General features: G+C 66.8%; 11 protein-coding genes. 2 read left to right on the top strand and 9 right to left on the bottom strand.

All coding sequences use genetic code 11. From position 1 onward, the window contains the following. Positions 1-66: 66 nt before the first annotated feature. The 4 genes from M0D43_RS17360 to pilG are packed head-to-tail and all read right to left on the bottom strand — an operon-like array spanning position 67 to position 3454. Positions 67-2103 carry a methyl-accepting chemotaxis protein gene (locus M0D43_RS17360; protein WP_252162365.1) on the bottom strand — a complete coding sequence of 679 codons (2037 nt, stop codon included), beginning with the start codon at positions 2101-2103 and terminating at the stop codon, positions 67-69. 39 nt (positions 2104-2142) lie between these two features. Further along, complete coding sequence (locus M0D43_RS17355; RefSeq protein WP_003482487.1) at positions 2143-2673, bottom strand: chemotaxis protein CheW; 531 nt, start codon at positions 2671-2673, stop codon at positions 2143-2145. Further along, the gene (locus M0D43_RS17350; protein WP_005913708.1) at positions 2673-3035 is read right to left on the bottom strand and encodes a response regulator; all 363 of its coding nucleotides are present in this window, start codon (positions 3033-3035) and stop codon (positions 2673-2675) included. The genes M0D43_RS17355 and M0D43_RS17350 overlap by 1 nt, the downstream gene beginning before the upstream one ends. 17 nt (positions 3036-3052) lie before the next feature. After that, positions 3053-3454 (bottom strand): twitching motility response regulator PilG, encoded by a 402-nt coding sequence (pilG, locus tag M0D43_RS17345; RefSeq protein WP_005913706.1) that lies wholly within the window; start codon positions 3452-3454, stop codon positions 3053-3055. Positions 3455-3690: 236 nt separating this feature from the next. Between pilG and gshB the strand changes: the two genes are divergently transcribed. Both gshB and tolA read left to right on the top strand, forming a co-directional pair. Next, positions 3691-4641 carry a glutathione synthase gene (gshB, locus tag M0D43_RS17340; protein ID WP_252162364.1) on the top strand — a complete coding sequence of 317 codons (951 nt, stop codon included), beginning with the start codon at positions 3691-3693 and terminating at the stop codon, positions 4639-4641. Next, positions 4638-5513, top strand: coding sequence for a cell envelope integrity protein TolA (gene tolA, locus M0D43_RS17335; RefSeq protein WP_101361769.1), 876 nt, complete (start codon positions 4638-4640; stop codon positions 5511-5513). The genes gshB and tolA overlap by 4 nt, the downstream gene beginning before the upstream one ends. Before the next feature lie 75 nt (positions 5514-5588). Here tolA and M0D43_RS17330 read toward each other — a convergent pair whose 3' ends face one another. The 5 genes from M0D43_RS17330 to mrcB all read right to left on the bottom strand — a co-directional run bounded on the left by M0D43_RS17330 (position 5589) and on the right by mrcB (position 12445). Next, on the bottom strand, positions 5589-6503 hold the full coding sequence (locus tag M0D43_RS17330; RefSeq protein ID WP_252162362.1) for an ADP-ribosylglycohydrolase family protein: 915 nt from the start codon (positions 6501-6503) through the stop codon (positions 5589-5591). Then, positions 6500-7219, bottom strand: coding sequence for a tRNA (adenosine(37)-N6)-threonylcarbamoyltransferase complex dimerization subunit type 1 TsaB (gene tsaB / locus M0D43_RS17325; RefSeq protein WP_260807407.1), 720 nt, complete (start codon positions 7217-7219; stop codon positions 6500-6502). The genes M0D43_RS17330 and tsaB overlap by 4 nt, the downstream gene beginning before the upstream one ends. A 13-nt stretch (positions 7220-7232) precedes the next feature. Beyond that, entirely contained in the window at positions 7233-9257 is a 2025-nt protein-coding gene (gene yoaA / locus M0D43_RS17320) for a DNA repair helicase YoaA (protein ID WP_252162360.1), read from the bottom strand. Between the two features lie 205 nt (positions 9258-9462). Beyond that, on the bottom strand, positions 9463-9987 hold the full coding sequence (locus M0D43_RS17315; protein ID WP_101361773.1) for a hypothetical protein: 525 nt from the start codon (positions 9985-9987) through the stop codon (positions 9463-9465). 13 nt (positions 9988-10000) lie between these two features. Further along, positions 10001-12445, bottom strand: coding sequence for a penicillin-binding protein 1B (gene mrcB / locus M0D43_RS17310; protein ID WP_252162359.1), 2445 nt, complete (start codon positions 12443-12445; stop codon positions 10001-10003). Between the last annotated feature and the right edge of the window lie 126 nt (positions 12446-12571).

Below are 12571 nucleotides of genomic sequence, written 5' to 3'. Positions count from 1 at the left end.
CACTTCCTGCATCGACGTAACGCTACTACGCGCCATCTGCTGATCCTTTCCCGTTCCGCGTCGTGGTCACGCCGGCAGCTTGAAGTCGGCGACCGAACGGCGCAGATCGGCAGCGAGCTGAGCCAGGTTGCCGATCGATTCGGCCGTCTGCTCCGCACCCTGCGATGTCTGGCTGGTGATCTGACGGATCACGCCCATGGTCTGTGTGATATCCGTCGCCGCGGCCGACTGCTGGTGCGCAGCGATGGAGATGTTCTTAATCAGGTTGTTCAAGGCGTTGGACACGCGCTCGATTTCGGTCAGCGCGGTGCCGGCGTCTTCGGCCAGGCGCGCACCGGACACCACTTCGGAGGTGGTCTGCTCCATCGAGCTGACCGCTTCGTTGGTATCGGCCTGAATGGTCTGCACCAGACCTTCGATGCGTCGGGTCGCACTGGAGGTGCGTTCTGCGAGGCGCTGCACTTCGTCGGCCACCACAGCGAAACCGCGACCGGCTTCGCCGGCCGATGCCGCCTGCACTGCGGCGTTGAGCGCCAGGATGTTGGTCTGCTCGGAAATGTCGTTGATCAGTTCCACGATCGAGCCGATCTCCTGCGAGGATTCGCCCAGCCGCTTGATGCGCTTGGAGGTTTCCTGGATCTGGTCGCGAATCTGGTCCATGCCCTGAATCGTCTCGCGCACCACGCCGGCACCTTCGGCGGCGATGACCACCGAGCGCTGCGCCACTTCGGCCGACTCGGTGGAGTTGCGCGACACCTGTTCGATGCTGGCAGCGATTTCGCTGATGCGCTCGGACGCGGTGGTGATCTGGTTGGCCTGCTGGCCGGCCGCTTCGGCCAACTGCATTGCGGTGGCCTGGGTTTCCTGGGTCGACACGGCCACCTTGGCCGAGGTGTCGTTGATGGTCGTCACCAGGTGGCGCAGTTCGTCCACGGCGTAGTTGATGGCGTCCGCGATGGCGCCGGTCATGTCCTCGGTCACCGAGGCCTTCACGGTCAGGTCGCCCTCACCGAGCGAGCTGATTTCGTCCAGCAACCGCATGATCGCCTGCTGGTTGCGGCTGTTGAATTCCACCTGCGACTGGTAGCGCACGTCCTGCTCGCGGGTGCGCACGCGCACCGAGCTCCACACGAAGCCGATGATGGCCAACAGCGCGAACATGCCGGAAATCACCCCCAGCCAGAAGTTCGGGAACAGCCGCGTGTCGCGCACCGAACCGAATGCGGAGAAAGCATCGAACAAGGCCTTGCTGGCATCGAGCATCGTGCCCGAGCCATCGCTCAGCGCATCGGCGGACGACTGCGCGGCGAACAGGTTGCGCGAACTGGCCAGGATGGCGTCGATGTCCTTCTTCATCGTCGTCCACTGCGCCTGCGACTGCTCCAGCGCCGACAGCGCGGCAGGATTGCGCACCGCAACGATGTCCAGCTCCTGATTGCCGGCGCGCAGCCCTTCCAGCATCTGGGTGAACACCACCGAGTCGCGCGCCAGCGCATCGCCGGCCGCCGATGCATTGGCCTCGCCGGCACGGATTTCGGTCACCCGGCGCGCCATGGTGCCGGCGACCACGACCTGCTGCAGCGTGTTGTAGATCTGCGCGGCGGGCGCGCCGCTGACCGTCATCGCGCGCACCACTTCGTTCAACTGCGCCTGCAACTGCGGGACGTTGTTGGAGAAGCGGTCGGCGTTGCCGGCCAGGCCGAGCACCGCCGGTTCGCTGGCAATGACCTGCTCGGCGTTCTTGCTCAGCGGCACCCAGACCGACTTGAGCCGGGCCATGGCGCCGGACACCGAGGCTTCCTTGCCGTAGCGGCCATCCAGTTCATTGACCGTGCTGTCGATGCGGCCCTTGGTTTCCTTGAAGGCCTCGAAGGCCTTGGGATTGCCGGAAATCGCTTCGCGGCCCTGATTGGCCAGCTGCTGCGAGAGCACCTGCAGATCGGCCGCGCCGGTACCGGCACCTGCCAGGCGACTGCCCTGCCAGGTGGCGACGCCGGTGTTGGCGCCGAACACGATCATCGACAACACCAGCAGGCCAAGCCAGAAGCTGGTGCTGACGCTGCCGAGCTTGTTGGTCTTGCGGGTGTCCGGGGCAGTACTCATGGTTCGACCTCGATCTGTATGACGTGGCGGGGTCGCGGCTTAGGCCGCGGCCTGCCGGAATTCAGGAGTGCGCGACAGCAACGCCAGGGAAAACACACCCCAGTCCTGCGTCTCGTTGCGGAAGGCACGGTCGATGAAGTGGGCGTAGCGGCCTTGCGCCAACTCGCCGGGTTCCACCGCCTGGACCTGCTCGAAGCTGCGTTGGCCGTACAGCTCATCGATGGTCAGCGCGACGTCGCCGCCGCTCTGACGCATGATCAGCACACGCTGGCCTTCCTGCAGCACCGTGCGACGGCCCTCCAGGAACTGCTTCAGATCGATCACCGGGAATAGATTGCCGCGCAGGTTGCCCACGCCCAGCAGCCAGGGCTGTGCGCCCGGCACCGGGGTGACCGGCGGCATCGGCACGATTTCCGCCACTTCGCGGAAGTCCGAGACCAATCGCCGGGTACCGACGCGATAACCCACGCCGCGCCAGATATCTGCCGAGAACTGGCGTTCCGGCAGCGGCGTGGCGTGCGCAAGACTACGACGCTCGTAGTCCTCGAGAATGTCGAATGGAGAGCGCATCAACGCACCAGTTGTCTGATGCGCGCGATCAGATCGTCTTCGCGCGGCGGCTTGACGATGTAGTCGCTGGCACCTTGTCGCAAACCCCAGGCCCTGTCGGTTTCCATGCCCTTGGTGCTGACCAGCAGCACGGGGATGTCCTTGGTGGCCTGGTCGCGTGCGAGTGCACGCGTTGCCTGGAAGCCGCTCATACCGGGCAACACCACATCCATCAACACAAGATCGGGCGCCTGGCTGCGAACCAGCTCAAGCCCCTCTTCTGCGTTATCGGTGGCGACGACCGTATGGCCTGCTTTTTCCAGCCATTGACTGAAGACTGCCCTGTCGGTGGGCGAGTCCTCGATCAATATAATTCGAGCCATGTTGCCTTTCCCCCTGGTCAGGCGTGGACGTACGTGCGGATCGCGCTCAGTAGTTCTTCACGGGTGAACGGCTTGGTCAGATATTGCTCGGAACCGACGATGCGGCCGCGGGCCTTGTCGAACAGGCCATCCTTGGACGACAACATGATCACCGGCGTCGATTTGAAGAGCTGGTTGCCCTTGATCAACGCGCACGTCTGGTACCCATCCAGGCGCGGCATCATGATGTCGACAAAAATGATCTGAGGTTGCTGGTCCGCAATTTTGGCCAGTGCCTCGAAACCATCCGTTGCTGTCACTACTTCACAACCTTCTCGCTTCAGCAGCGTTTCGGCGGTGCGGCGAATGGTCTTCGAATCATCGATGACCATCACCTTCAGTCCTGCGAGTTCCCCACCCGCAGCAATGTTTTCACTCATGCAAATATCCCCGGGCGCGCGACGCTTCATCCCTTCCGACGTCGCTACGAAACTGCATGTATATCCCAAGACCCGCATCGACTGTCAAGGGCGCATTGCCGGGGGCCCGCCAGGCGGACGTTCCGACCACGTCTGGGTGCGTGCCGGCCGGCAAGTCGCGCACTGCAACCCGCCGGGCGCGCCATCGCCCATCGCTTGAAGTTACCATCGGCAGCTTGTTCGAAAGGTTTAGCCCCATGTCGCTCGACGTCGTTGTGGTGATGGATCCCATCGCCTCCATCAAGATCGCCAAAGACACCACGTTTGCCATGTTGCTGGAGGCCCAGCGCCGTGGTCACCGTCTGCATTACGTGCGCCCCGGCGGGCTCAGCCTGCGCGAAGGCCGCGCGGTGGCGCAGGTCGCGCCACTGAGCGTGCGCGAGGACAAGACCAGCTGGTTCACGCTGGGCGCCTTCGCCGAGCTGGAATTTGGGACCGGCCAGGTGGTGCTGATGCGCAAGGACCCGCCGGTGGATGCCGAGTTCGTCTACGACACCCAGGTGCTGAGCGTGGCGCAGCGCGCCGGCGCACAGATCGTCAACGACCCGCAGGGCCTGCGCGATTACAACGAGAAACTGGCCGCGCTGCTGTTTCCGCAGTGCTGCCCGCCGACCCTGGTCAGCCGCGATGCCGCCGCGCTCAAAGCGTTCGTGCTGGAGCATGGCCAGGCGGTGCTCAAGCCGCTGGACGGCATGGGCGGGCGCTCGATCTTCCGTAGCGGCACCGGCGACCCCAACCTCAACGTGATCCTGGAAACGCTGACCGACGGCAACCGCAAACTGACCCTGGCGCAGCGCTTCATCCCCGACATCACTGCCGGCGACAAGCGCATCCTGCTGGTGGACGGCGTGCCGGTGGATTACTGCCTGGCGCGCATTCCGCAGGGCGACGAATTCCGCGGCAACCTGGCCGCCGGCGGGCGCGGCGAAGGTCGGCCATTGTCCGAACGCGACCGCTGGATCGCCGCGCAGGTGGGTCCGGAAATGCGCCGTCGCGGCATGCGCTTCGTGGGTCTGGATGTGATCGGCGACTACCTGACCGAGGTCAACGTCACCAGCCCCACCTGCGTGCGCGAGCTGGATGCGCAGTTCGGCCTGAACATCGCCGGGCTGCTGTTCGACGCGATCGAGGCCGGCGCTGCGCAATGAGCACGGCCGCGGCACTGCCGGCACCCATGGACGACGGTCGCCGGCTGATGATGACGCTGGTGATCTCGCTGCTGCTGCACGGCATCCTGATCCTGGGCGTGGTGTTTGCGGTCAGCGAGGACGCGCCACTGGTGCCGACGCTGGACGTGATCTTCAGCCAGACCAGCACGCCGCTGACGCCCAAGCAGGCCGATTTCCTGGCCCAGGCCAACCAGCAGGGCGGCGGCAATCACGACACCGCGCAACGCCCGCGCGACAGCCAGCCGGGCGTGGTGCCGCAGGACCGCACCGGGCTGGCGCCACAGGCGCAACGCGCCACCAGCGTGAATGTGCCGGAGCCGACCCAAACCCGCGTGGTGACCAGCCGGCGTGGCGAACAGGCCGTGCCGACGCCGCAACCGAATCCGCAGACCGACCCACTCACGCCCGCCGATGCGCAACGCGTGCAGCGCGATGCCGAAATGGCCCGGCTCGCGGCGGAAGTGCATCTGCGCTCTGAGCAGTACGCCAAACGCCCGAACCGCAAGTTCGTCTCTGCCAGTACCCGCGAATATGCATACGCGAACTATCTGCGCGCCTGGGTGGACCGTGCCGAGCGCGTGGGCAATCTGAATTATCCGGACGACGCCCGCCGCCGCCGGCTGGGCGGCAAGGTCGTCATCAGCGTGGGCGTGCGCCGCGACGGCAGCGTGGAGAGCAGCCGCGTCCTGGTCTCCAGCGGGGTTCCGGTGCTCGACGATGCTGCCTTACGCGTGGTGCAACTGGCGCAGCCGTTCCCGCCATTGCCCAAGACCAAGGACGATGTGGACATCCTGCAGGTCACGCGCACCTGGTTGTTCCTGCCCGGCGGCGAGCTGCACGACGATCGCTGAGCCGTCGCGCGTCCCGACAGGGACGCGTCTTCCTGCGGCAGCGGACTGCGTTGGCCAGTGCGTTGCGCGCGGCCTTTATGCGGCCTGCGCGGCTGCGTACAGCCGATCGGCCAGCTCGACGATCGCATGTGCATCCTGCACGCGCGCGCGCCAGGCGGCGGGAATCCCGTCGATACCATGGAATGCACCGGCCAGCTGACCGCAGATGGCCGCGGTGGTGTCGGCATCGTCGCCCAGGTTGGCCGCACGCAGCACCGCATCGGCGAACGTGTCGGTGGTGGCGAAGCACCAAAGCGCCGCCGACAGCGCATCGACCACATAGCCGGTGCCGCGGATCCGGGCGGCGGGAACTGCCGCATGGTCGCGCACCGACAACGCACGCAGCGCCGGTGTCGACAGCCCTTCGCAGCGGGTCTGCAACACCTGCTGGCGCTGGCCACCGAGCAATGCGGCACGCAACTGGAAGGCGAACAGCCGGCAGGCATCCAGCGCTTCGTCGGCGGCATGCGTGGTGCGCGAGCTGTCGGCGGCGCGCTCGCCCAGCTCGGCGGGGCGATGCGCGTAATACATCGCCACCGGCGCCAGCCGCATCAGCGAGCCATTGCCGGCCGAGCGTGGATCGGTGCTGCCGCTGAAGGCCGGGCCGCCATCCAGATAGCGCTCCAGTGCCTGCCGCACGGTCGCGCCGATATCGAAGCAGCTGCCGGTGCTGCTGAGATACCCGTGCTGGTACCAGTTGCAATAGCGGCTCATCTGGTCGGCGGCGTCGAAGCCCTGCCGATACAGCAGGCTGTGCGCCAGGCACAGGGCCATCGAGGTGTCGTCGGTCCACTGCCCGGCGCGCAGCGCGAACGGGCCGCCGCCGCGCATGTCGTCGATCGGCGTGAAGCTGTCCGGCGTGCAGAATTCGAGCGTGGTGCCGAGCGCATCACCCACCGCCAGGCCCAGCAGGCAGCCGCGGAAACGCGCGCGCTGGGCAGCGTCGGTCATGACGTTGCGCCGGCCGCCTTTGCGGCGCGGGCGGCCTGTTGCTCGACCAGGGTGAGCGCAACGTTGTCGCGCAGATACGCTGGCTCCACCCGCTCCGGCGCCACGCCTTCGCCGCGCAGCAGTGCCGGCACCGCGAGCGTGAGCAGATCGGACGCACGAGGCAGCGCGGCGGCATCGACACTGCTCAGGCGTGTCGCAAAGCGCTGTTGCAGCAGCGCATCGGCAGCGGCCAGACCGGTGCCGACGCCGGCCATCAGCGCCGCTGTGTCGGGCAGCACAAGTGCCTCCGGTGCGCAGACCACTTCCGGCGCCAGTTCCAGCACCGTGTCGCCACTGCGGGCGAAGATACCTGCATATACCTCGCCCATGCGCGCATCGATGCAGGCCAGCACATGGCTCGCCTCGGCAGGCGCGCGCAAGGCCAGCACCTGCAGCGTGGAAACGGCCAGCACCGGCACATCCAGCGCCAAGGCGATTCCCTGCGCGATGCCGATCGCCAGACGCACGCCGGTGAACGCGCCAGGGCCACGGCCGACCGCAATCGCATCGAGCTGGCGGCGCGTAATCCCTGCGTCGGCCAGCAGTTGTTCGGCCCACGGCAGTGCCAGTTCGGCGTGGCGGCGCGGCGCCAGTTCGAAGCGCTCGATCACGCGACCGTCGACATGCAAGGCGACGGAACAGGCTTCGGTGGAGGTCTCGAATGCGAGGACGTTCATGGCAGGACCGCAGTCAGAAGGAAGAAGATCGGTCGTCGCCGACCGGCAACGCAAGCACGCCATTGTCTCCCACCGCCTCTGCAACGCCAAAAAACGCCTGCACATCGGCAATGGCATGCGTGCGCGCAAATGGCGGCAGCGATTTCATGAAGGTGCGGCCGTAGCTTTTGTTGACCAGCCGCGGGTCGCACAGCACCAGCACGCCACGGTCGGTTTCGCTGCGGATCAGTCGGCCCACGCCCTGCTTTAGCGCGATCACCGCCTGCGGCAACTGCTCGTCGCGGAACGGGTTGCCACCCTCGCGGCGGATCGCATCCAGGCGTGCTTCGAACACCGGGTCGTCGGGTGCGGCAAACGGCAACTTGTCGATCACCACCACGCTCAAGGCATCGCCAACCACGTCGACGCCCTCGCGGAAACTGGCCGAGCCCAGCAGCACGCCGTTGCCGGACTCGCGGAAGCGCTGCAGCAAGGTCGCGCGCGGCGCCTCCCCCTGCACGAACAACGGCCACGGCGCGCCGCGCAAGGCGTCGGCGGCTTCGCGCAGCGCTCGGTGCGAGGCGAACAACAAAAACGCACGGCCATTGGAGGCTTCCAGCACCGGCGTCAGCGCGCCAATCAACGCAGTACCGAACCCGCGTGCGGCCGGATCGGGCAGGTTCGGCGGCAGGTAGCACAAGGCCTGACGCGCCCAGTCGAACGGACTGGGTTGCAGCAACGTCGCCGGGTCGCTCAACCCCAGCCGCTGTGCGATGTGATCGAACTCGCCGCCCACCGCCAAAGTGGCCGAGGTGAACACCCAGGCCGCATGGGATTTCTCGCGGTGTTCGCGCAATGGGCCAGACACATCCAGCGGCGTGCGCTGGCAGCGGAAGCCGCGCGGGCTGAGCTCGTACCACAGCACGTCGTTGTCGACCGTCTCTTCTGGCGGATCTTGCGCGAAATCGGCCACCGGCAGATCTTCGCCCAACCAGCGCGACAGGCGATTCAACGCCTCTTGCGCACGCGCGGTGCAGCCATCGAAACCGGGCGAGGCCTCACGCAACGGCAGCAGGGATTCGCCCAACCGCGCCAGTGACGACAGCACGGCGTCGAACCCTTCGCGCACCTGCGGCTTGGCCAATGCACGCCATTGCGTGCCACGCGGCGGCAGCCCTTCCATGCCGGCGCGCAGGCTGCGCAAGGCGTCGTCCAGGGCCAGGATCGGCGCCTGCAGGCTGGCTTGCGCGCCGGCAACCAGGCGCGCTTCGACCATGCAATCGCGCGCCAGCTCTTGCCACGGCCGCATGCCGAAACTTTCGCCGAAGAAATTGGCCGCCAGCTCCGGCAATTGATGCGCCTCGTCGATGACGAAGGCCTGCGCGCCCGGCAGGATTTCGCCGAAGCCTTCCTGCTTGAGCGCCAGATCGGCCAGCAGCAGATGGTGATTGACCACCACCAGATCGGCCGCCTGCGCACGCTGGCGCGCCTGCACCACGAAGCATTCGCCATAGAACGGGCATTCGGTGCCCAGGCAGTTGTCGACGGTGGAGGTCACCATCGGCAGCAGCGGCGAGTCGTCCGGCAAGGCTTCGAGTTCGGCCATGTCGCCGAACTGGGTGCGCCCGCTCCAGGCCACGATGCGCTGGAACTGCGAGACCTGTTCGGGCGTGGCAAAACGCGGCTCGCCGCGCGCCTGCTGGGTGCGGTACTTGCACAGATAGTTGGCGCGTCCCTTCAACAACGCGCTGCGCAGCCCAACGCCCAGCGCGGCGCGCACGCGCGGCAGATCGCGATGGAACAGCTGATCCTGCAGCGCGCGCGTGCCGGTAGAGACGATCGTCTTGAGCCCGGACAGCAGCGCCGGCACCAGATAGGCGTAGGTCTTGCCGGTACCGGTGCCGGCCTCTGCCAACAACACGTCGCGCTGCTCGAATGCCTCGGCAATCGCCCCAGTCAGGCGCAACTGCGCAGCACGCGGCGCGAAGGCGTCGAGCTGACGCGCAAGCGCCCCGCCCTCGCTGAGCGCTTCGATACTGGCAGTGGCAAGTTGGGACATGAGACCGAACGGAAAGCGGACAGGAAGCGCGACAGCCTAGCGCGTGCGCGGTGATGCAGGCCTGGGTGTGCGTGACCGAGTGCGGCCAGGCGCAGGCATGCTGCCTGCACGTCGTGCCCGACGCCCGCGTCACGCCAGACGCGATGCCGTCAGTCAGCAGTCCGCGGATTGCTGACATCCGGCGCGCACCGCCGGATGTCCGGTCTCAGTACCGCTTCACGCCCGGCACCGTGCAGCCGGCGATCTGCGCCCTGGCCGAGGCGGCGTTTTCCTTCTCGCCCCGCGCCAGCCGCGACTGCTCGATCGTGGCCCAGTGGCGACGGCACAGCGGGCCGGTCTTGGAGCCAAGCTCGATCGCCTGCTTGGCGAAGCGCTCGGCCGCCGGCCAGTCGGCCTGCAACACGGACACTTCAGCGCGTTCCTGCAGAATCGCCGGGTCGCCCGACACCAGGCCCAGCGCCTGATCCAACGCCGCAGCGGCGCCGGCCAGATCGCCAGCCTGGCGCTTGCTCTTGGCGGTGTCGCGTAGATCGTCGACCTGCGGGTCGCGCAGCGGCTGCACCGACAGCTCGGTGTCGTCCACGCCGGCTTCGCGTTCGATCAACAACAGGCGCTGGGTCGGGGTGGTCGGATCCACCGGCGGCGGCGGCGGTGCGGGCGGTGCGCTGACGCAGGCGCCCAGTGCGGCCAAGACGCCGATCAGGGCGAGCAAACGGTGCAGTCGGTTCATGGGGTGACTCCAATCAATGCGCTGGTGGGGCCGTGGCAGGCGCCGGGGCAGGTTGTTCGGGCTTCTTTTCCAGACCGAAGAAACGGCGCCAGCCACCGCCGCTGGATTGTTCGGCAGGTGCGGCCGCTTCGCCGGGCGCAGCTTCGATCGATGGTGCATTGCCTGCACACGGAGCGTAGGCCGGCGTGAAGCCGACGACGAACGGGAACTGGCGCGCACCCGGGCAACCGGGGTCGGTCACGCCGGTACCGCTGGCGTCCACCCACTGCCAATCCAGCCCCTTGCCGCTAACCTTCAACGGCGCACTCGGCAGGCGAGCGAAGATGCTCGACCACACCCGCATCGCGCCGGTGGCGCCATACAGACCGGTCTCGGCGTTCTGGTCGTTGCCCATCCAGATCACCGCCAGATGGTCGCCGGTGTAGCCGGCATACCAGCTGTCGCGACCGTCGTTGGAGGTACCGGTCTTGCCGGCCGACGACAGGCGACCCAAGCCATCGCCCAGCAGCTGGCGCGCGGTACCGCCGCTGACCACCTGCTGCAAGCCGATGCTGATGAGGTTGGCGGCCACCGAATCGCCTTCCTGCGCCGGAGCCGGAGTCTTGTCGTAGCGTTTGAGCAGCTTGCCTTGCGGGTCGAGCACACCGCGCACCGCATGCAGTGGCTGGATCTCGCCGCCGGCTGCCAGGAATTGATACAGCTGCGCCATGCCATACGGGCTCTGGTCGGTGGTGCCCAGGATCAGCGCGGGATTGGGCTCGGCCTTGATGCCGGCCAACACCTGGATCAACTGTGCGATGCGGTCTGCGCCGACCTGCATGCCCACCCGCACCGTGGCCTGATTGTAGGAATGCGCCAGCGCATCGATCAGACGCACTGTGCCGTGGCTGCGGTTGTCGGAATTGCCAGGCGACCAGGTCTTGCCGCGGCTGAGCTGCACGGTGACCGGCGAGTCGTCGACCCAACTGGACAACGCCCAGCGGTCCGGCGAGGCCAGCGCCAGCATGTAAACGAATGGCTTGAGCAACGAGCCCACCTGCCGCTGCGCTTCCACCGCGCGATTGAAGCCTGGCTTGGCGACATCACGGCTTCCGACCACGGCCAGCACATCGCCGTTATGCACGTCGGTGAGCACCAGCCCGGCCTGTAGCGGCGGGCGCTTCTTATTGTCCAGCCGCTTGATGGTGCCGGTCACGGCCCCTTCGGCATAGGCCTGCGCAGACGGCGACATACCCGTGAGCACGCTCATACCGGCGCCCTGCAGCACGCCTTCCGGGTAATCGTGCGCCAGCTGGCGCCGCACCAGGTCCACATACGCCGGGAAACGATTGGCTGCGACCAGGCCCGGTTCGGTGGGCACGCCCAACGGCGCAGCCAGCGCACGTTTGTATTCGGCGTCGTTGATCAGGTTGCTTTCGTGCAGCTTGCCGAGCACGAAATTGCGCCGGTCCAGCGCGCGTTCCGGGTTGCGCCGCGGGTCGTAGTACGACGGCCCCTTGACCAAACCGATCAACAAGGCGATCTGCTCGGTGGTCATCGAATTGAGTTCGCGACCGAACCACAGCTCCGCGCCAGAGGACACACCGTGGATCGCCTGCCCGCCGCGCTGGCCCAGATACACCTGGTTGAGATAGGCCTCCAGGATGGTGCGCTTGTCGTAACGCGCCTCCATGATCACCGCGTACAGAATCTCGTTGAACTTGCGCGTGAAGGTCTGTTCCTTGCCGATGCCGAGCAGGCCACTGCGGGCCAGCTGCTGGGTCAGCGTACTGGCGCCCTGACGGACCTGCCCGCCGGAGCGCACCATGATCCAGGCCGCGCGCACCATGCCGCTCAGATCGATGCCGTGATGGCTGTTGAAGTCGCGGTCCTCCACTGCCTGCAGGCCGGTGACCAGCAGCTCGGGCACTTCTTCCATGCGTACCAGGCGGCGCTCTTCCTGCTTCTGCCCGTACAGCGTGGCAATGCGCGCCGGGTCCAGACGTGCGCTTTTGAGCGTCTTGCGGTCGCCGGCGTCGCGCAGCGTGGCCACGCGCCCGCCCGCCAGGCTGACGTCGATACGGCGCGCCGGCACACGCCCATCCACATCGATATAGCCGCGGCTGGCGATGGTGAAGCGGCTGCCGTCCTGCTGATAGGTGCCAGGCAGCTTCGCCTGACCGTCGTCCCGGTACGACGCCGCATCCAGCTCGGTCTTCAGCGTGGCCGCATCCAGCGCGGTGCCGGGCACCAGCACCAACGGACGGCCGTACACGCGGGTCGGGATCTGCCAACGCAGCTCGCCAAAGCGCTGAGTGACCTGCTTGTTCAGATACACCGTATAGGGAATCAGGAAACCGAGCGCCAGCGCGAACGCGGCAAACCCCCAGACGATAAGTCTGCGTTGCCAGCGGGAGCCTTGCTCGTTGGTGTCGTCCTCGAAATCGTCGGGAGCGTCGTTGTCGTGGCGTCGGGGCACAGGAATGCGAGAATGTAGAGTCCAGCGAGTCTAGCGCAGCGCTGTCATGGCTGTGACCCACCGGGCCCGTCGACCGTTAAGAGCGGCTAACAAAACGGCCGATGTCGCTTCGCTGGGCGCGACATG

It is taken from the genome of Xanthomonas prunicola, assembly GCF_025266575.1.
Classification (GTDB): Bacteria; Pseudomonadota; Gammaproteobacteria; order Xanthomonadales; family Xanthomonadaceae; genus Xanthomonas; species Xanthomonas prunicola.
Note: the sequence above shows the minus strand (reverse complement) of the source record. Positions and strands in the feature narration are given on the sequence as shown.

What these genes read in the sequence shown, in the direction of transcription:
- M0D43_RS17330 (WP_252162362.1), bottom strand. Translation starts at nt 6,503, where the DNA reads ATGACCGACGCTGCCCAGCGCGCGCGTTTCCGCGGCTGCCTGCTGGGC.
- M0D43_RS17315 (WP_101361773.1), bottom strand. Translation starts at nt 9,987, where the DNA reads ATGAACCGACTGCACCGTTTGCTCGCCCTGATCGGCGTCTTGGCCGCA.
- tsaB (WP_260807407.1), bottom strand. Translation starts at nt 7,219, where the DNA reads ATGAACGTCCTCGCATTCGAGACCTCCACCGAAGCCTGTTCCGTCGCC.
- pilG (WP_005913706.1), bottom strand. Translation starts at nt 3,454, where the DNA reads ATGAGTGAAAACATTGCTGCGGGTGGGGAACTCGCAGGACTGAAGGTG.
- yoaA (WP_252162360.1), bottom strand. Translation starts at nt 9,257, where the DNA reads ATGTCCCAACTTGCCACTGCCAGTATCGAAGCGCTCAGCGAGGGCGGG.
- M0D43_RS17355 (WP_003482487.1), bottom strand. Translation starts at nt 2,673, where the DNA reads ATGCGCTCTCCATTCGACATTCTCGAGGACTACGAGCGTCGTAGTCTT.
- M0D43_RS17350 (WP_005913708.1), bottom strand. Translation starts at nt 3,035, where the DNA reads ATGGCTCGAATTATATTGATCGAGGACTCGCCCACCGACAGGGCAGTC.
- gshB (WP_252162364.1), top strand. Translation starts at nt 3,691, where the DNA reads ATGTCGCTCGACGTCGTTGTGGTGATGGATCCCATCGCCTCCATCAAG.
- tolA (WP_101361769.1), top strand. Translation starts at nt 4,638, where the DNA reads ATGAGCACGGCCGCGGCACTGCCGGCACCCATGGACGACGGTCGCCGG.
- M0D43_RS17360 (WP_252162365.1), bottom strand. Translation starts at nt 2,103, where the DNA reads ATGAGTACTGCCCCGGACACCCGCAAGACCAACAAGCTCGGCAGCGTC.